We start from the raw sequence: 19,592 nt of genomic DNA on the forward strand, positions 1-19,592 counted from the left end.
TTTGATAAAATTAGCCGATTTATGCCCCAAATACGGATTGTTTTACTGTTCTTCCTATTTCTGAATTGTTTTGCCAGTTCAGCAGTTGCGCAATCTGAATCTTCATCAGATGTAAAGATAAATAACCTTGTAAAAGATGCTTTAGTTAATTTTAGGGAATCAAACTTCGAGAAATCACTCATAATCTCCAGAATTGCATTAAACGCCGCTACAAGCGCTAAAAATGATTGCTTAATTTCGCGCTCTTATAATATTATTGCAGCCAATTATAATGAGTTGGCCGAGATCGATAAAGCCTTGTTTTTTTATAATAAAAGTTTGTATTATGCAAACAGGACTGATAATGACTCCATAAAGTATAATCTCTATAACAATCTGGGGAATGTGTATTGTTTTGAAAAAAAACAATTCAATAAAGGAATTCGCTATTATAAAAAATCAATTGCATATGGCTTAAAGATTAATGATATGAGCCAAATCTATTTTACGAATGTAAATATAGCATGGGCCTATTTTGATATTAAAAAGTTTAATGATGGTTACCCCTTTTTAAAATTTGTCAACAATAATAAAGGTAAATACGGAGATCAATCAACAGAAGTGGTTGTAAATATGCTTAACGGTATGTATTTAAGTTACCGAAATGAATACGAAGTAGCAAATGCGTATTTTATAAAAGCTATTAATTCAGGAAAAAACAGCGAAGAAAAATCAGATCTGTCCTATGCCCATTTAGAATATTCGAAGTTTTTAACTAAGAATGAAAAATACAAAGAAGCGTATCAGGAGCTTACTTTATACAATAAAATTACACAAGAATTATACAATCAGGAAAAACTCAAAAAAGCATCGATAGCCGGTTTTAATCTTGAACTCGATGAATATAAAAGACAAATTGATAAAATTGAGAGTGAAAAAGATTCACAATATCAGAGTCTGAAAAAATCGAGAATTATTGTAATCTTATTTGTTCTGATTTCTTTAATTCTTTTGGTCTTGATAATAACTTTAGTTAAAAACATCAGATTCAAGAAAAAGCATAATTTAGAGCTTTTAAAAGCAAAAGAAGTTGCTGAAGAAGCCTCATTACTCAAAACTCAATTTATTTCGACTATAAGCCACGAATTGCGTACTCCGTTATATGGCGTGGTAGGAATAACGAATATGTTACTTGAAGAGCATAAAGAATTATCCCGAAGCCAGCATTTAAGTGCTTTGAAGTTTTCAGCCAGATATTTGCTCTCTCTTGTCAATGATATTCTGCAGATTAATAAAATTGAAGAAAATAAAGTTGTTCTGGAAAATTTGACCTTCAATATTTCCGATGAAATTACAATGATTAAAAATTCGCTGTCTTTTTTATCACAAAAAAACAATAACAAGATTTCGGTTTCGATCGATCCGTGTATTCCGGAATATTTAATTGGTGATAAGTTAAGACTGGCTCAGATCCTGATGAATTTAGTTAGTAATGCCTTAAAATTCACAAAAGACGGTGAAGTTGAAATCATTGTTAAATTAACTAAGGTTGAAGATAAAATGTTTTTTCTGGATTTTCTTATAAAGGATAATGGAGTTGGAATTGCAATTGTCGACCAAAGTAAAATTTTTGAAAAATTTGTTCAGGTTGGAAGGAAAGATGAAGATTATCAGGGAACAGGTTTAGGATTGAGTATTGTAAAAAAATTATTGGGGCTTTTTGGAAGTACCATTACTTTAGAAAGTAATATTGGCGAAGGAACTTCATTTGCCTTTACAATACCTTTTGAGCATGATCCAAAAAGAACTAAGAGTATAATAGATGAAATTGAGGTAGATTTAACTTCAAACGAAACGTATAAAATTTTAATTGTCGAAGACAATCTCATTAACCAACTGGTTACCAGGAAAATTATCGAAAAGCATAATTATGTTTGTAAAGTAGTCGATGATGGTTTTGCGGCTTTGGCGATTTTAGAAAAAGAAGATTTTGATCTTATTTTAATGGATATCAATATGCCTTTGATGAATGGATTTGAAACTACTAAAAGAATTCGTTTAAAAGACATAAAGACCCCCATAGTTGCCTTAACAGCTTTTGATAAAGATGAGATCACAGATGAAGCAATTTCTTCAGGAATAAATGATATTATCATCAAGCCTTTTGAACCTGTGAAACTTTTTAAAATTATAAACTACTTAATACAAGAAGCAAAAAACGCTGGTTAATACCAGCGTTTTTTATTTTGTTTAGAAGCATTTGACTTTCTTGATTTGTGAGCGCCGCCACTTCGGTTTGAGTTTTTAGGTTTCTCTTCCGTTGCTTCCGGGCTTCCGGAATGCCATTGATAGGGATGATCTGTTACTGTTGTAACGTCAACCTTAATTAGCTTCTGAATATCTTTCCAGTAAGGTTGTTCGTCTTTACTGCAAAATGAAATGGCAATTCCGCCGTTTCCTGCGCGACCTGTACGTCCAATTCTATGAACATACGTTTCCGGGATATTAGGTAAATCAAAATTAATTACAAACGGTAATTGGTCAATGTCAATTCCTCTGGCTGCAATATCTGTCGCTACAAGAACGCCAACTTCTTTGTTTTTAAAAGCATCCAGAACACGCTGTCTTGCATTTTGCGATTTATCTCCATGAATTGCTTCAGCCGGAATATCTTTTTTGCGTAACGCTTTTACCACATTATCTGCTCCGTGTTTGGTTCTTGAAAAAACCAGTACGTTTGATAAATTTTCGTTTTTTATTAAATGGTATAATAAATTTCTCTTTTCTGTTTTCTCGACAAAATAAACACGTTGCTCTACATTTTCTGCAGTTGATGAAACAGGAGAAACTTCTACTTTGGCAGGATCCTGCAAAAACATTTCGGCCAATTCACGAATGGCGATTGGCATAGTAGCAGAAAACAATAAAGTTTGTCTGTTTTTAGGAGTCAGTTTTACGATCTTTTTTACATCGTTTATAAATCCCATATCCAGCATTTGATCTGCTTCATCTAAAACCAAGGTGTGTAAATGATCCAGGTCAAGAAAGCCCTGTTTTTGCAAATCCAATAATCTTCCCGGTGTAGCTACCAAAATATCAACTCCGTTTTTTAGGGCATCTACTTGTGGATTTTGCGAAACTCCGCCAAAAATTGTCAATTGAGTGAGGTTGGTATATTTGGCATAAGTATCAAAACTTTGTCCAATTTGAACCGCTAATTCACGAGTTGGCGTAACTATAAGGGCACGAATTACTTTGGCTTTTTTTGATGAACCTACAATTCGGTGTAATTGATGTATGATGGGAATGGCAAATGCTGCAGTTTTTCCTGTACCGGTTTGCGCACAACCAATTAAATCTCTTCCTGCCAAAACAATTGGAATAGATTGCTCCTGAATAGGAGTAGGGTTTAGGTAGCCTTCTTCAAAAACGGCTTTTTGTATACTTTTTGAAAGTGATAAATCTTCGAATAACATATCTTAGGTATTAAGATTCTAGTTTTAAGTACTAAAATTCAGTGCAAAGATAGGTTTATTCGGTCAACCGTTTATTTGATTCTTGTATTATTTGGAAAATGTGTGGTTTTAAGCCGGCTGACCTTCAGTTTAACTTTTCTTTTTCGTTGTTTGCTTTTATAAAATCAGTGATGAGATAACCAATTAGTTTTCCAATTAAATTGTTGTTTGGTGAATCGGCCAAATCCGGTGCTCCTTCACAAATATGCAAATAAGCAGCATTTTTATGTTGTCCGAAAAATGAGATAAACTGACGTAATTCTTCTACAGAAAAGCCACTTATTGTCATAGCACTACTGGCAATGTTAGGAATAGCGTCCAGATCAATTTCGATACCAAAAGAATCTGTTTTTATAAATTCTAAAGCCAAAGCCATTTCGCGGTCAAAATCTTTTTCTTTGCGAATATTTACGCTATCATAAGTATTGTAACGAACCCTGTCTTCTAATTTTTTGATAATATCCAGAACGCTTTTTGATGTGTAGTTTTCGTGTAAGCCAAAAATGAAGTATTTTTTTAAAAAACCTTCTTCGTAAGCGTATGAAAAGCCATTTCCGCTATGACGGCCTTCCAGAATTCTAAAATCTGAATGAGCATCAAAATTAATGGCATTTATTGGTTTTCCTTTGGCCAAAGCCGAACCTTTTATATTTCCGTAAGCATTGTTATGTCCGCCACCAATTATTATTGGGGTTTTTCCTGCTTTTATAATGGTAAAAATAATATGTGAAACTTCTTTGTCTATTCTTTCGACCAACTGACTTAGTTTTGACCGGTCATCAATATCGTTGAAATCAAGGTTTTCAACATCGCGCATTTCTTCAGAAACATTAAGCTGCCCTAATACAATAATCTGGCTTCCCTTAGAAAAACGATTGTGCTGAATGTTGGCAATACTTTTTATAGCACTTTCCCATGCTGACGCTGCTCCGGGTCTGCCGTAATTAGCACGCACGCCAATATCCTCCGGGATTCCCAGAAGTACATACTTGGCTTCACTCTCTTTTAGAAAATCGATTATGTTACTTCCTTTGGGAATCACAATCATCTTTTCTCCAAACTTTATTTCACCACTACGGTGATTGGTTACTTTTGCCAGATCGTTAACAGTAAACGGAATTAGTTTCTCCATTGAAAAAATTTATTTTCCAAAAATAATATAATTGTAACAACTTACGTTATTACCATATATTAATTCTTAAATTTGTTTTAAAGAAAATTATTTTAAATATGGAAAACCCAAAGAACAACAACTCGAGTCTAAAAGCGGTAATCGCAGTTTTAGCAGTCCTACTGATTGGTAGCTTAGTGTATATTTTTAAATTGTCGTCTGATTCAGATGTTACTAAAACTGAACTTACAACAACAATGACAGAGAAAGAATCTGTTATGAAAGATTTGCAGGAATTGAAAGCCACTTATGATGCTGCAATCGCAGAAAACACTTCTATGTCTGATGAATTAATTCAGGAAAGAGATAAAGTAGTAGCATTGATGGACGATTTGAACAAGTCTAAAGGTGATGTATCTAAATACAGATCACAAGTTCAGGCAATGCAAGGTAAAATGAAAACTTTAGTTGCTGAAAATGATGAATTGAAAAAACAAAATGGTGCTTTAACTGTTCAGAGAGACAGTACCATTGTAGTTTTAGGAGAATCAAAAAAATATAATGAGGTATTAGTTGGTCAAAACGAAGAATTGGCTAAAACGGTTGAAAAAGGTGCTAAACTATCAATTTTGAATACAAAAACTGCAGCTTATAAATTAAGAAGTTCAGGAAAACAAATTGAAACTGATAAAGCAAGCCGTGCCGATATTTTAAAAATTAGTTTTACAATTGCAGAAAACCAAATTGCTAAATCTGGTGACAAAACGTATTATGTGCAGGTAATTGACTCTAAAAACAATGTTTTAGGAGACAAAAAAACAGAAAGTTTTGGAGATAATTCTTTAACTTATAGTTTTAAAACTACTGTTAAGTACGAAAATAAAACGGTGAACGTTACAGAAGATTTACCAGGTAAAGATTTTGTTAAAGGAGCTTATTTTATCAATGTTTTTGATAATGACGAATTGGTTTCTAAAACAAGTTTCAACTTGAGATAATATTGGTCGTTTAGGAAACAAATACCACTAAAACATTAAAGGTCTGTGATTTCATTCACAGGCCTTTTTTTATGCTCTCTTAATTTAAAAGGTCTGTGAATGAAATCACAGACCTTTTTTTAAATTGAAATCAGATTAGAATTATTTTCTTTTTCTGGTTTGTTGTTCTTCCAGCTTCTTTAAAATTTTCTCCTGCTTTTTTGCTTTTAAATCAGTTTTTGAAGCTTTTAAGTTATTTCCTTTTGCCATGATCTTGTTATTTAATTATTAAAAAAATAGATTAAACGGATCCTATAATTTATTGGATAATAAAAAAAACTTTAAAGCGAGTAGCAACATCCAATGAAGATTGGAACGGCATATTTAGAAAAAGTTTTTATAGGATTTATTAAGCACACTCGCTGGTGCTTAACAAGTCGGGAAGATTTTTAATTTTATTATTGAAGAAGAGAATAGAGAAATGTTTTTATCCGCATACGAGATTAAATTGGTATTGAAAATGGTATATTTCAAGCCAAATTTATCAAAATCCTGTATGTGTTTTAAAATTTCCATCTCTAAAAAATCGTGGTAGTAAATATAACATCTTTTTTGGCTAATTATTCGTTTTGTAAGATTTTTATATTTATTTTAACTTTTGGGTCTAATGGTAATTTGATAATTAATTTCTATAAAATTTTACCATTTATAAAAACACTTTCAATTAGGTTACTGCCAAAAGCATATGGAATTTGGTAATACGATGAAATTGGCTTTGTGATGATTAGATTAGCCTTTTTACCTTTAGTAATACTTCCGTGCGTTTCAGAAATTCCCATGGCGTAAGCACCATTTATGGTTGCAGCATTGATCGCTTCTTCAGGAGTCATTTTCATTTTGATACAAGCGGTTGCAACTACGAAATTCATATTTCCGGATGGAGTAGAACCGGGATTGAAATCGGTAGCCAATGCCAGGGGTAAGCCTGCTTTTATCATTTCGCGGGCAGGAGTGTAGGGGATACTCAAAAAATAAGAACACGAGGGTAATGCAACAGGCATTGTTTCTGTATCTTTTAAAGCTTCGATGTCTTCCGGATTCATAATTTCAAGATGATCAACAGAAAGGGCTTTAAATTTAACTGCAGCCTGCAAACCTCCAATAGAATTAAACTGATTCACGTGAATTTTCGGTTTTAAACCCAATTTAATTCCTGCTTCCATTATTTGCCCGGTTTCTTCAACAGAAAAATAGCCGGTTTCGCAAAATACATCAATATAATCAGCTAGTTTATTTTGGGTAATTTCAGGGATCATTTTGGTTATGATTTCTTCGATATATCCTGCTTTGTTTTCTTTGTAATGTAACGGAAATGCATGCGCACCCAGAAATGTAGCTTTTATAGCAACAGGGTAATTATTTGCCAGTTTTTTAATAACCCGCAGCATTTTTAGTTCACCTTCAACTGTAAGTCCGTAACCTGATTTGATTTCAACAGCTCCGGTTCCCAAATGCATTACTTCTTCCAAACGTATTCTGGATTGTTCGTAAATTTCATCTTCAGAAGTTTCATTGAGTTTTTTAGCCGAATTTAAAATTCCGCCCCCGCGATTTGCAATTTCTTCGTACGAGAATCCATTGATTCTGTCTACAAATTCCTGTTCCCGATTGCCTGCGTAAACAATATGCGTATGACTGTCACACCAAGACGGAAGCACTACCTTTCCGGTTGCATCTATAATATGATCTGCATCAATTTCAGGAAGATTTTCCATCGAACCAAAATCACTGATGAGATCGTCCGTTATCAGCAAAAAGGCATTTTTAATAGTGGGAAGAATTGCCATTTCTTTCCCTGAAACTTTAGACACAGAGGTTTTGCGAACCTGAAGCAGTTCTTGTATGTTTGTAATTAATGTAATCATTTATGTTTAGTGTATTGTAAAAACACAAATTTCACGAACTACAATCCGTGAAATCTGTGAAATTCGTGTTTAAATCTGTTTTTTTATTCTGAAACTGTTATCTCAAACATTTTAGTCCAGTTTTTACCGGTAACAAAAATAGTTTTGGTTTTAGGGTTGTAAGCTATTCCGTTTAAAACATCTTCAGTAGTAACATCTGTCATTGATTTGCGTAAATCTGACATGTTCAAAATTCCTTCAACTGCTCCTGATGTTGGGTTTACCACTGCGATAGCATCCTTAAACCAGACATTTGTATAGATTTTACCATTAATCCATTCTAATTCGTTTATTGCTTTGATTTTTGAAGTTCCGGAATAAACGTTGATGTAATCTACCATTTTTTGAGTTGCAGGATCCATTTTCCATATTTTCTCTGTTTTATCTGTTTGGTAAATGTATTTTCCATCATTTGTCATTCCCCATCCTTCAATATCTTTATCGTAAGCAAAAGTTTTTTCTAGTTTTAATGTTTTGGCATCGTAGATAAATCCGGTTTTATTTTGCCAGGTTAACTGAAATAATTTTCCATTGATAAAAGTAATTCCTTCTCCGAAATATTTTTTATCAAGATCAATTTGTTTGAAAATCTTACCGGTTTTATAATCGTATTTTCTTAAATACGAAGCACCTTCTTGTCCTGTGCTTTCATATAAAGTATCATTATGAAATTCTAAACCTTCTGTAAAAGATTTTTTATCGTGTGGATAGGTATTAACCACTTTGTATTTTAATAATTTTGGTTCGATGTTCGAAACTAATTCAACTCTTTTGGTCGCATCAGAGGAATCAGATCCAAAATAAACGGTAGCTTTTAAATACTGGTATCCTAATTTTTGGTCTTTTAACTCAAATTTGAATTTTTCGGTACCTTTGGTGCTTCCCACTTTTTTATCGTTTATGAAGTAAGCAACGCTGTCGATTTCTTTCGAATTTGGGTTCAAAATAGCGATCGAAATAGACTCTTGTGGTAAAAAATGAGCAGGAAAAGCCGAATCATCGATATTAAATAAAGAATTTTCACCTTTTTTTGTATCTCCACATCCAATTAATGTGATTCCTAATAAAATGACAGTTAGGAAGTTATATTTTTTCATAGTTTAAAATTTGAATAAGCCAATATACGACGATATTTTTATAGCAACAAAGCTCTTGCAAAAATATAAAAAGATTGTATATTTGCACCGGCAAGTCCTACACGACCAGCTCCTGCAGACTCCCCCAGGATGGGAACATAGCAAGGGTACGTGGTTGAGCGGTGCGATGTAGGTCGCTTGCCATTTTTTATTTTTTTAGAATTTATATAAAAGTAGTCTTCCTTCGGGGGGATTTTTTTATTTTTGGAACTTCGTAAAGTTAAAAGTTATTTGTTAGAGGTTAGAAATTTTCCTTAATGAACGAACTTATAACTTAAAACTCATAACTCATAACCTTCACAATGAATAAAGTCGTTTTAATTACCGGAGGATCCTCAGGGATTGGAAAATCAATTGGAGAATTTTTGCAGAAAAAAGGTTTCGTAGTGTACGGAACAAGCAGAAATCCTGAAAAAGTTTTAAATTCAGCTTTTCCGTTGGTCGCTTTGGATGTTCGCAATGCCGAATCAATAAAGTTGGCTGTAGCAAAAATTATTGCCAATTCAGGACGATTAGATGTGGTGATTAATAATGCCGGAGTTGGAATCACGGGACCTTTAGAAGAGATTCCGATGGAGGAAATCAAAAATAATTTCGAAACCAATTTTTTTGGTCCAATTGAAGTTATGAAAGCTGTTTTGCCACAAATGCGTGAACAAAAATCAGGTTTGATCATTAATATTACTTCAATTGCCGGTTATATGGGATTGCCTTACAGAAGTGTTTATTCAGCATCAAAAGGAGCTTTAGAGCTGATTACGGAAGCATTGAGAATGGAAGTGAAGTCATTTGGAATTGAAATTACAAATGTTGCTCCGGGCGATTTTGCTACTAATATTGCTTCCGGTCGTTATCATGCTCCTGTGATACAAGGTTCTGCTTATGAAAAAGTATACGGAGAAACATTATCAACAATGAATGAGCATGTTGATGCAGGTAGTAATCCGAATGAAATGGCAGAAGCAGTTTATAAAATTATGCAACAGAAAAAGCCAAAAGTTCATTATAAAGTTGGGGTGTTTATGCAGAAGTTTTCGATTGTTTTAAAACGTGCACTTCCGGATAAAGTCTACGAAAAAATGCTAATGAACCATTACAAATTGTAAAAAAATGAAACAGAGCAAAATTTGAAATTATTCGACAGGAATAAAAATTTCAAATTTTGCTCCTTGATTTAATGCCCCTTCCGCTCTAATAAATCCTTTGTGGTTTTCTACAATTCGTTTCACTATTGTAAGCCCGATTCCGGTGCTTTTTGAATGTTTGGTATGTAAAGCCTGAAAAAGTCCAAATATTTTTTCGCTATATAAAGGGTCGAATCCGATGCCATTGTCGGCAATGGTTAATTTGTAATATTTGGTAAGCGGAGAAAGTTTTTCGAACTCCCCATTTGTGATTGTTGCTGATACTGATATGATTAAGTTTCGTTCAGGACTTGCGAATTTCAATGAATTGCTGATAAGATTATACAGCAATTGTCGGAATTGAAATTCTATCACAGAGAGTTTGCCTAATACTTGTATGTCAAAGGTTACATTCTTAATTTCTAATTCTCCTGTTACATCGTCAATAACGTCTTTTACGATATTGTTTAAGTCTTTTATTTCAAATTTTCGCTCGTCAAATTTGGTTTTGGAGTAGAGAAGGAGATCATTTATTAAATTCTGCATTCGGAATGCTGAGGTACGAATTTTGTGAAATGCGGCTTTTCCTTTTTCAGATAAGTTCTGGACTTCTTCACGTTCAATGGTATCTGTAAAAAGCTGAATCTTGCGTAAAGGTTCCTGAAGGTCATGACTTGAGATATAATTGAAAGCTTCTAACTCGCTATTCATTCTTTCCAGTGAAATGTTCTTCTGCAGGAGTTTTTTTTCAATGTCTGAGTTTAATTTCTCGATCTGTTTTTTTTCGCCTACTGTTTTTTCTAACAGGTTGTTTTTTTCTTCTAAAGCTATTTGGTTTTTAGCTTCCTGCTCAATCACCGCTAAATGAAATGAAATAAGATCAGCAAATAAATGAAACATTTCACGGACTTTGAATTCCTTCAGGCTATTTGGTTTTGGGTCAATAGCACATAATGTACCAAAAAAAGTTCCGTCCTTACGTATAATGGGTACCGAGATGTAGCTCTGAAGTTTGTACATTGCGGGAGTATGATGATCATGATAATCCGGATCTTCGCTTACATTATCGATAATGACGGGTCTTAAATTTTTTCTGATGTCGTCGCAAATGGTTGTTTTTATCTGTAATTCATCTCCGGGTTTTAGCCCGAAAAGAACGTTGTCCTGAACGCTGCATGTAATCCATCGATCATCTGTAACCCTTGCCACTGCTGCAAAACCCATTCCTGTAGTCTGGCAAATTACGTTGAGCAGGGTAGGTACAATGGAAATTTTTTCGATATTAAGGATATCTTGTTTGAAATGATCTTCTAGCACTTTTTATGGGAGTATTTTAATTTTTTAAAAATACAAAAATAAAACCAGCTTTTGATCGCTAGTTTTTATAGCGATTAATTCTAAGTATTTGTAATTATTTTTTTAGTTTTTTATTTTATGGGAATTATAAATTGTAATTTTGCACGGAAATTTGCGTGACGGATTCATTTACCGGATTGAACCAAAGCTTACTAAATTTGGTTTAAGATCATATTCTTTTGTGAGTGAAACCAAAGAAGGATGATACCGAACACGCCCAAATGAATGAACACAATTAAATTGATATAATTATGAAATTTTTTATTGACACAGCTAATTTAGCTCAGATTAAAGAAGCACAGGCTTTAGGTGTTTTGGATGGTGTAACTACTAATCCGTCTTTGATGGCAAAAGAAGGCATTACCGGAAAAAATAATATTTTAAAGCATTATGTTGACATTTGTAATCTTGTTGAAGGCGATGTTAGTGCTGAAGTAAATGCGCTGGATTATGACGGAATGATCAAAGAAGGTGAGGAATTAGCTGAATTGCATGAGCAAATCGTAGTTAAATTACCTATGACAAAAGAAGGAGTAATGGCTGCTAAATATTTTTCGGATAAAGGGATTAAAACAAACGTAACGCTTGTTTTTTCTGCCGGTCAGGCTTTATTAGCTGCAAAAGCCGGAGCAACTTATGTTTCGCCTTTTATTGGTCGCTTAGATGATGTTTCTACTGATGGTTTGAATTTGATCGAAGAAATTAGATTGATTTATGATAACTATGGTTACGAAACTCAAATTTTGGCGGCTTCTGTACGTCATACCATGCATATTGTAAACTGTGCTAAAATTGGTGCAGATGTTATGACAGGACCTCTTTCTGCAATTTACGGATTATTGAAACACCCATTGACTGACATTGGATTGGCGCAGTTTGTAGCTGATTTTGAAAAGGGAAATAAATAAGAATCAGATCTTTATAGTTTAAAATCGTCATCTTTGAATCAAAAGATGGCGATTTTTTTTTACTTTTAGATGTCTCAAAAAAAATAGATATGAAAAAAGTTATCCTGGGTTTAGTGTTTTCAGTCATTAGCATAACTGCAAATGCGCAGGTTGCCAATATAGTAAAAGAGGTAAATGAAACGGGCGATGTGGCTAGTTTTGAATTAGATTGTTCTGTACAGTTTCAGACTTTGGCTAAAGGGCTGCGTTATAATGTTACGCGTCATGAATTTAAAGGTCCGGAATTGAAAAATTCGTATCGCTTATTGTTGGTAATGGATGGTTTTTATTCGAAAACACTAAATAAGACGATGACTATTTCGGCAGTTTTAAGTGACGGAACTATTATAGAGGCTAAAAAAATAATAGAAGATGACGGTTTTTTTGATGGAGCCTGCACATTAAAGATTAAAGATCCAAAAGCACTTTTAGAGGCAAATATTGATAAAGTGATTGTTCATGCCGATAAAGATGTTGTTTATACATTATCTGCGAAAAACAAAGAGGTTTTTAAAAAGAATCTGAGTAACATTATCAATGCTAAATAAACTTTTTTATTGTTTAGAGCTCAAAAAAAACTCCCGTTTTATCTTGTAAAACGGGAGTTTTTATGAATTATTATTGGTGATTAGTGACCTCCGCCACCACCTTCAACGTGATTGATACCTTGTCTTTTTAAGATTTTAGGACAATAGAAACCATAAAATCCTAAATATGCGAAACCAAGTAAAGGAACGATATAAGAAAAGTGCGTCCATGTGATTCCAAAGATTCCTCCCGGGCTTGTAATATCAATATCGCAAATACTTCCCTGAACTAAAGGAATAACTCCTCCTCCAAGAATCATCATAATCAAGAATGAAGATGCTTTTCCTGTATTTTTGCCTAAACCTGCAATCGCTAAATCGAAGATAGATGGCCACATGATAGATAAGAATAAACCTCCTGAGATAAAGAAGAATTTAGCAATTTCCGGGCTTGGACAAACTAATCCTGCCAGCATCATTAGTAAACCTGATATTCCGAAAAGCATTAAAGTTTTTCCGGCATTTTTACCTCCTACAAAACTTACAGCGATAAATAATAAGATCCAGATTGGGTAGATATAAAATGCAGAAACATCATGTGCAGCAAAAATATTTGCTCCAATAATTACTCCAAATGCTACAGCCGGTACAATGAATTTTAATGCTGTGTTTACTAAGTTTGAAGTGTTAAAAACGTTTACACCACCATTCCAGCGACCAATCATTAAACTTCCCCAATAAAGGGCAATAAATGGGGCAATAGCATCTTCCAGAACATTTCCAAATTCAGCAGTATGTAATAAGGCGGGTAAATTACTAATAATGGTAACCTCGGTTCCTACATAGATGAAGATTCCTAACATTCCTAAGTAGAGCTGTGGATAATCCAGTATGTTGAATTTTTCATGTGCTACTTTAACTACTTCTTCCTCTTCTTTTGCAGGATCTTCGATTTTAGAGAAGTTCATGAAAATGGCAACTACGATAAAAGCAAGTCCAAGGATGATGAAAGGTAGTTTGATATCTTCTAATGAAAGTGATGTGTTTTTGTTGTCTCCCATTCCAAACAAAGCAATTCCTAATAAAATAGCTCCAATTGTTGTTCCGAAAGAGTTGATACCTCCGGCTAAAGTCAGACGGTGAGCGCCTGTTGCAGGGCTTCCCATTTTAATGGCCAGTGGGTTTGCTACAATTTGCTGGATCGAAAATCCTAAACCTACAGTAAATAAAGCTGTTAAGAAAAATGGAAAGCTTTCCATTGTTGCAGCAGGAATAAATAAGAATGATCCAACTGCTGAAAGAAGTAAACCGGCAGAAAGGGTTTTTTTATATCCGAATTTTTGTAAAACATCTACTTTTAAGGATACTAAAAAGAAAATCACAGATCCTACGAAGTACGCGGCGTAAAATGCCCATGCAACTAATTGTGATTGTACCTGAGATAAAGTAAATACTTTTTTGAATACTGGAATCAGGATGTCATTGGCAGAACCAACAAAACCCCAAAAGAAGAAAACAATTATCAACGAGATAAACTGTCCCCATTTGGTTTGAACATTTTCTGAACTCATAATTTAAGAGGTTAATTTTTTATTATATTGTTTTTTGAAGACCGTAAATATATTTGTTAAGCGTATCAAAAAAAAATAAAAAGGCACAAATAATGTTAAATTTCGACAAACGACGTCATTTTTTCAACAAAGTGTTAATTTTTACCGACTTATAAAATGTAATTACAGATAAGATTTTATTCCAGAATTTTATTTTTGACGTCTTTACTGTAATTTCGGCCAATAGGAATGGTGTAGGATTGTATCTGAATACGGTTTCCTTCAATAGATTTTACCTTATTCAGTGCGATTACATACGATTTATGGATTCGCAGGAATCGGTCTGCGGGTAACTCTTCAGATAATGAGGTTAACGATTTATGGGTAATATAGGTTTTGTCAGGAGTAACAACCTTAATATATTCTTTCATTCCTTCGACAAATAATATTTCTTCAATATTAATTTTCATCATTTTTTTATCTACTTTGATAAAAATATGAGAGTCTCCTTTTGTGGTTTCAACCTTAATATTGTTTTTTAAATTGTATTCGGTAGTGATTTTATTAATACATTTTATAAAACGGGGTAACGGGATAGGTTTTACCAGATAATCCAAAACATCAAGATCATAGCTTTCTGCTGCAAACTCCCTAAAAGCAGTTGTAATAATAACTTTGGTTTTGTTCTCAATTAAGCTAATTAACTCAAAGCCCGTCATCATAGGCATATTGATGTCTAAGAATACGGCGTCGACTGTTATACTGTTTATAAAATCAAGTGCTTCTAAGGAATTATTGAATGTGCCAATGACTTCAAAGTCTGAAAAATTGTTAAAATAATTTTGCAGGACTTTGATCGCTAATGGCTCATCGTCAATCAACACGCATTTAATTTTCATTATCAATAGGTATTTGCAAACGGATTATATAGTAATTTAATTTAGTTGTGTCTTTTAGACTGAAATTATTTTTGTAAATTAATTTTAATCTTTTTTTGGTATTGACTAAACCAATTCCGCCTTTTGCATTAAGATTTTGTGAAATTACAAAATTATTTAAGATTTCAAAGTCTAACATTTTATTGTCAATAACTTTACAATTGATTTTAATTTTTAGGTTATTATTGTTTAAACCACCATGTTTAAAAGCATTTTCAACCAAAGAAATGAATATTAGCGGAGGTACAACAATGTCTTCTATATTTGATTCTAAATTGATCGTAACTTCTACATTGTCAAAGCGTAATTTTTCAATTTCGATATAATTTTGAATGTAATCAATTTCTTTTATTAAGGGAACAAATTTGGTTCCTTTTACATCATATAAAACATATTCCATCAAATTCGACAGTTTTATAATAACATCCGGAACCTTATCTGAAGATTCTAATGACAACGCATATAAATTGTTTAAAGTATTGAAAAAGAAATGGGGCTGGATTTGATTTTCAAGATACTTTAATTTGATTTTGAACTGGTTTTCTCTTAGCGATCTGTTTCTTTCCCGTTCTCTCAGCCAGGTTAAGGTAAGATAAACTGATGATGCCATGGCCAGAACATACAATTCACCAATACAGACTGCTACAATATGATTGATATCGAAAGGATGATATTCTCTATTGGCTTCCGGCCAAATGTTCTCGGATATAATATAATAGGTAAGTGCAGTTTTTAGCAAATAGATGCAAAAAAGACTGATTATTAACGAAATGGTATACGTGATGTATTTTTGCTTAAGCACATAACGGGGTACCAACACAAAAAGATTAAAATAGACCAAAGGGATGTGTAAGGAGAACTCAATTAAGTTCGATTTAAAGGAATACGGATAATCATTAAAGTACGCTCCCCATCTTAAAAAGTTAAGGGTAAAATAACTTCCCCAGAACCAAATATGATTTTGAAGCCTGATGTCAAATTTTAATTTTTGAATTTCGTTCAACTTAAATTTAGGGGTTTTAAGGGGGTTTTGGGTTGGTTTTAAATATTGTGCAACTTTAAACAATTAGTTGTTAAAACACAATTCTTTTGCATAAAATTTTACAAAAAAAGATAATTTTTATATTTTTTAAGGTGTATATCGTTTTCGTAAAACGTATTATTGAATGTTTTATGTCGTTCGTTTAAGGTTTTGTGTTGTTTGTATAAATAGTTTTATTTATGTTAATTTTAACAATAAATTTACCGCTTAACCAACAAAACCATGATAAAAATGAAACAAATTATGTTAATCTTTATGATTGTTTTTACGGCGCAAGTCTCGCTTGCCCAGGTAAAAACAGTCAAAGGTTTAGTAAGCGATCAAAACGGATTGCCGTTGCCAGGAGTAACTGTTATTATTCAAGGCGGAAAGACTGCAACTCAATCTGATTATGACGGAATTTATACGATACAAGCATCGACAGGGGATGTACTTGTTTTTTCGTATATCGGAATTAAAACTAAAGCGGTAACTGTGGGATCTTCGCCAACTATAAATGTTGTGCTGACAGAAGATGCTCAAAATCTGAATGAAGTTGTTGTTACGGCATTAGGGATTAAGAGACAAAAGAAAGAACTGGGTTATGCGGTTCAGGATGTTAAAGGAGATCAGTTAAACAAAGTAATCACAACCAATGTTACTACTGCACTTTCCGGTAGAGTGGCCGGAGTAGATGTTTCGATACCAGCTACAGGAGTTGCAGGAAGTACAAGGGTTGTTATTAGAGGTATTTCAAGTATTGGCGAGAGTAACCAGCCGCTATATATTGTAGATGGTATTCCTATTGATAACGGTGGTTTGTCTAATGATAATGCTGCAACAAGCAAATGGTTTGACGGACGCGATAACGGAGACGGAATTTCCGGGATCAATCCCAATAACATCGAAAGCTTAACAGTGCTAAAAGGAGCAGCAGCAGCAGCCCTATATGGTTCAAGAGCATTAAATGGGGTGATTTTAATTACAACTAAAAAAGGAAGCAAAGGAAAACTTCAGGTCGAATTAACCAGCGGCGTGAGTTTTGATCGTGTGAATGCTAAATACAAAGATTTTCAAACGGAGTACGGAACCGGATCAAACGGTTTGTTACCGGATCCTTCAAAATCACCTACAGAAATTTATAGCAATACTACAAATGCCTGGGGGCCTAAGTTTTCTGAAACGGTAGGGCAACAAATAAAGATATTTGACGGATCAACGAAACCCTATGCCAGAGTCGAAAATAATATTCAGGATTTTTTCAGAACAGGATTTACGACTACAAATGGAGTAGCTGTATCGGGAGGAGCAGAAAATGCTTTTGTACGTTTTGGTTTTAATAACCTGAAAAATGATGATGTAATTCCTAATACAGGTCTTGAAAGAAATGATGCCAGCTTAAACGCGACTTTAAAATCGGATAAATTTACTTTGGATGCTAATGTAAATTATATTGCAGAAACTACAAACAACAGACCGGGACTGGGAGATTCTCCAAATAACATAGGATATTCATTAAGCAATTTAGCGCCAAATATAGATCAGGCGTGGTTAAAAAATTATAAAAATGCAGATACCGGTGCCATTTATCCGTGGAATAATAATGTTTATCAGCTAAACCCTTATTTCGTAGTTAATGACAATCATAACTCATCTAAGAAAAATCGTTTTATTGGAAATGTTGCCGGAACTTATCAATTAGAAAAATGGGTAGCCTTAACTTTTAGAACAGGTATAGATACGTATGCTTTTAGTGCAAAAGATTTCATGGCAGCCGGAAGTACATGGCCAGGCAGAGATGAAGGATATCTGGGCTTAAACAATATAAACGTGTCAGAAATGAACACAGATTTAATAGCGACTTTTAGTGAAATAAAATTAGCAACAGATTTTACTTTTTCAGGAATTCTGGGAGCAAGCAGAAGAGACTTTAGAAGAGAACAAAACTCAAGATTTGGGACTAAAATTATTGAACCGGGAACAGAATACATCAGTAATTTTGTAAATCAGACAGAAAATGCTCCAATTGAAACAAAAACAAGAACAAATTCAGTTTACGGTTCTGCAAAGTTCGACTATAAAGGCTATTTATATGCAGAGTTTACAGGAAGAAATGACTGGTTTAGTGTGATCAACAAAGATGCTTTTTATCCTGCAGCATCGTTAGGTTTTGTATTTTCGGATGCATTTGGTTTACAAAGCGATGCATTTTCTTATGGTAAATTCAGAGCCTCGCTGGCACGAGTTTCCAATGCGCCGGGAGCTTATAAAAATTCATTGAATTATACCACTTTTGCTTCTTATAATGGTCAGAGTGTTGTTAATATCAAAAATAGTGCTGCACCAAACCCTAATTTGACCTACCAGTCAAAAACAGGATTAGAATTTGGTTTTGAAACAGCTTTCTTTAAAAACAGATTAAAAGCAGATATTACAGTTTATCGCGAAGACACATCGGATCAGACCCTTGATTTACCTTCATCTGCAACATCGGGATACGAGTATATTTCAGTAAATGCAGGAGAACTGAGAAACGAAGGTATTGAGGTGTTTTTATCCGGTTCGCCTATCAAAAACAAAAATTTTGAATGGGGAATTGATTTAAACTTTTCAAAAAACAAAAACTCAATAATTTCATTGCATCCGGATATCAGTACTTATACGATCTCTGAAGCACGTTGGGCCGGAGCCGCTATTGTAGCACAGGTAGGCGGTCAGTACGGAACTATTATGGGCAGGGATTTCTTAAGAAATGAAGCAGGAGAAAAGGTAGTCGCTGCAAATGGTCTGCCTTTGTTTACAGATGAAAAAGTAGCATTAGGAAAAGGACTTCCGGATTGGGCTGCAGGTTTAACAAACAGATTTACTTATAAAGGTATTACACTTCAGTTTTTAATTGATATGAAATTTGGTATGGATGTCTATTCTATGACCAATTCAGTTGCTGCAACAAAAGGACTTTTAGATGTGACCACAGAAGGCAGAGATGCTTATAACCATGCAAGGGCTCAGGCTGTTGCCAACGATCCTAATTTTAGCCAGGCTACCTGGGTACCTACAGCGGGTTACATCGCAGAAGGTGTTGTAAATACCGGAACAACTGCTAATCCGGTTTATGTAAAAAATACAACTCCTGTTAATCCTCAGGATTATTGGAATACGGTATTCAATAACTCACCGGCACCATTTATTTATGATGCTTCTTACGTAAAATTAAGAGAGGTTAGTTTAGGGTATACAATACCCAAAAGTGTTTTTGGCGGCGCAAAAATAAATTCAATTTATGTTTCGGCATTTGCCAGAAATCTATTGACTTTTAATAAAGATCTTCCTAATGTTGATCCGGAGTCGATGTATACTTCCGGAAACGGGCAAGGATTCGAATATGGTTCATTACCATTTAGAAGATCGTATGGTTTTAATATTAAAGTTGCATTCTAAAAAAAG

14 protein-coding genes and 1 other RNA gene are annotated in these 19,592 nt (G+C 33.8%); 7 read left to right on the plus strand and 8 right to left on the minus strand.

Annotated features, from left to right (window positions below; genetic code table 11):
* Positions 1 to 21 precede the first annotated feature (21 nt).
* Positions 22 to 2,208, plus strand: a complete 2,187-nt coding sequence (locus ACHRWY_RS26300) for a response regulator (RefSeq protein ID WP_395358768.1) — start codon at positions 22 to 24, stop codon at positions 2,206 to 2,208.
* Here the strand turns inward: ACHRWY_RS26300 and ACHRWY_RS26305 are convergent.
* Both ACHRWY_RS26305 and ACHRWY_RS26310 read right to left on the minus strand, forming a co-directional pair.
* Positions 2,205 to 3,455 (minus strand): DEAD/DEAH box helicase, encoded by a 1,251-nt coding sequence (locus ACHRWY_RS26305; protein WP_395358770.1) that lies wholly within the window; start codon positions 3,453 to 3,455, stop codon positions 2,205 to 2,207. The two genes, ACHRWY_RS26300 and ACHRWY_RS26305, sit on opposite strands and share 4 nt — an antisense overlap.
* 124 nt (positions 3,456 to 3,579) lie before the next feature.
* The gene (locus ACHRWY_RS26310) at positions 3,580 to 4,626 is read right to left on the minus strand and encodes a formimidoylglutamase (protein ID WP_395358772.1); all 1,047 of its coding nucleotides are present in this window, start codon (positions 4,624 to 4,626) and stop codon (positions 3,580 to 3,582) included.
* 98 nt (positions 4,627 to 4,724) lie between these two features.
* Here ACHRWY_RS26310 and ACHRWY_RS26315 point away from each other — a divergent pair, with 98 nt between their 5' ends.
* Positions 4,725 to 5,603, plus strand: a complete 879-nt coding sequence (locus tag ACHRWY_RS26315; protein ID WP_395358774.1) for a hypothetical protein — start codon at positions 4,725 to 4,727, stop codon at positions 5,601 to 5,603.
* Positions 5,604 to 6,271: 668 nt separating this feature from the next.
* Here the strand turns inward: ACHRWY_RS26315 and hutI are convergent.
* Positions 6,272 to 7,507 (minus strand): imidazolonepropionase, encoded by a 1,236-nt coding sequence (gene hutI / locus ACHRWY_RS26320; RefSeq protein WP_395358776.1) that lies wholly within the window; start codon positions 7,505 to 7,507, stop codon positions 6,272 to 6,274.
* 83 nt (positions 7,508 to 7,590) lie between these two features.
* A complete protein-coding gene (locus ACHRWY_RS26325) occupies positions 7,591 to 8,643 on the minus strand; it encodes a glutaminyl-peptide cyclotransferase (RefSeq protein WP_395358778.1) in 1,053 nt (350 codons plus the stop codon).
* A gap of 88 nt (positions 8,644 to 8,731) precedes the next feature.
* Between ACHRWY_RS26325 and ffs the strand changes: the two genes are divergently transcribed.
* Both ffs and ACHRWY_RS26335 read left to right on the plus strand, forming a co-directional pair.
* Positions 8,732 to 8,829, plus strand: an RNA gene (ffs, locus tag ACHRWY_RS26330) — signal recognition particle sRNA small type.
* Positions 8,830 to 8,984: 155 nt separating this feature from the next.
* On the plus strand, positions 8,985 to 9,788 hold the full coding sequence (locus ACHRWY_RS26335) for an SDR family oxidoreductase (protein WP_395358780.1): 804 nt from the start codon (positions 8,985 to 8,987) through the stop codon (positions 9,786 to 9,788).
* Positions 9,789 to 9,815: 27 nt separating this feature from the next.
* Here ACHRWY_RS26335 and ACHRWY_RS26340 read toward each other — a convergent pair whose 3' ends face one another.
* Positions 9,816 to 11,123 (minus strand): ATP-binding protein, encoded by a 1,308-nt coding sequence (locus tag ACHRWY_RS26340; protein WP_395358782.1) that lies wholly within the window; start codon positions 11,121 to 11,123, stop codon positions 9,816 to 9,818.
* A 290-nt stretch (positions 11,124 to 11,413) separates the two neighbouring features.
* On the opposite strand from ACHRWY_RS26340, the gene fsa reads away from it, so the two are divergent.
* Together fsa and ACHRWY_RS26350 are read left to right on the plus strand one after the other, a co-directional pair.
* Complete coding sequence (fsa, locus tag ACHRWY_RS26345; RefSeq protein ID WP_395358784.1) at positions 11,414 to 12,070, plus strand: fructose-6-phosphate aldolase; 657 nt, start codon at positions 11,414 to 11,416, stop codon at positions 12,068 to 12,070.
* Between the two features lie 89 nt (positions 12,071 to 12,159).
* A complete protein-coding gene (locus ACHRWY_RS26350; protein WP_395358786.1) occupies positions 12,160 to 12,657 on the plus strand; it encodes a hypothetical protein in 498 nt (165 codons plus the stop codon).
* An 80-nt stretch (positions 12,658 to 12,737) separates the two neighbouring features.
* Here ACHRWY_RS26350 and ACHRWY_RS26355 read toward each other — a convergent pair whose 3' ends face one another.
* From ACHRWY_RS26355 to ACHRWY_RS26365, 3 genes are all read right to left on the minus strand, one after another.
* Positions 12,738 to 14,207: an MFS transporter gene (locus tag ACHRWY_RS26355; RefSeq protein ID WP_395358788.1), complete on the minus strand. Its 1,470-nt coding sequence runs from the start codon at positions 14,205 to 14,207 to the stop codon at positions 12,738 to 12,740.
* 176 nt (positions 14,208 to 14,383) lie between these two features.
* Positions 14,384 to 15,085: a LytR/AlgR family response regulator transcription factor gene (locus ACHRWY_RS26360; protein ID WP_395358790.1), complete on the minus strand. Its 702-nt coding sequence runs from the start codon at positions 15,083 to 15,085 to the stop codon at positions 14,384 to 14,386.
* Positions 15,075 to 16,127 (minus strand): sensor histidine kinase, encoded by a 1,053-nt coding sequence (locus tag ACHRWY_RS26365; RefSeq protein ID WP_395358792.1) that lies wholly within the window; start codon positions 16,125 to 16,127, stop codon positions 15,075 to 15,077. Before ACHRWY_RS26365 ends, ACHRWY_RS26360 begins: the two co-directional genes overlap by 11 nt.
* A gap of 270 nt (positions 16,128 to 16,397) precedes the next feature.
* On the opposite strand from ACHRWY_RS26365, the gene ACHRWY_RS26370 reads away from it, so the two are divergent.
* The gene (locus tag ACHRWY_RS26370; protein ID WP_395358794.1) at positions 16,398 to 19,586 is read left to right on the plus strand and encodes a SusC/RagA family TonB-linked outer membrane protein; all 3,189 of its coding nucleotides are present in this window, start codon (positions 16,398 to 16,400) and stop codon (positions 19,584 to 19,586) included.
* The last annotated feature ends 6 nt before the right edge of the window (positions 19,587 to 19,592 follow it).

The organism is Flavobacterium sp. FlaQc-48 (genome assembly GCF_044007335.1).
GTDB lineage: Bacteria > Bacteroidota > Bacteroidia > Flavobacteriales > Flavobacteriaceae > Flavobacterium.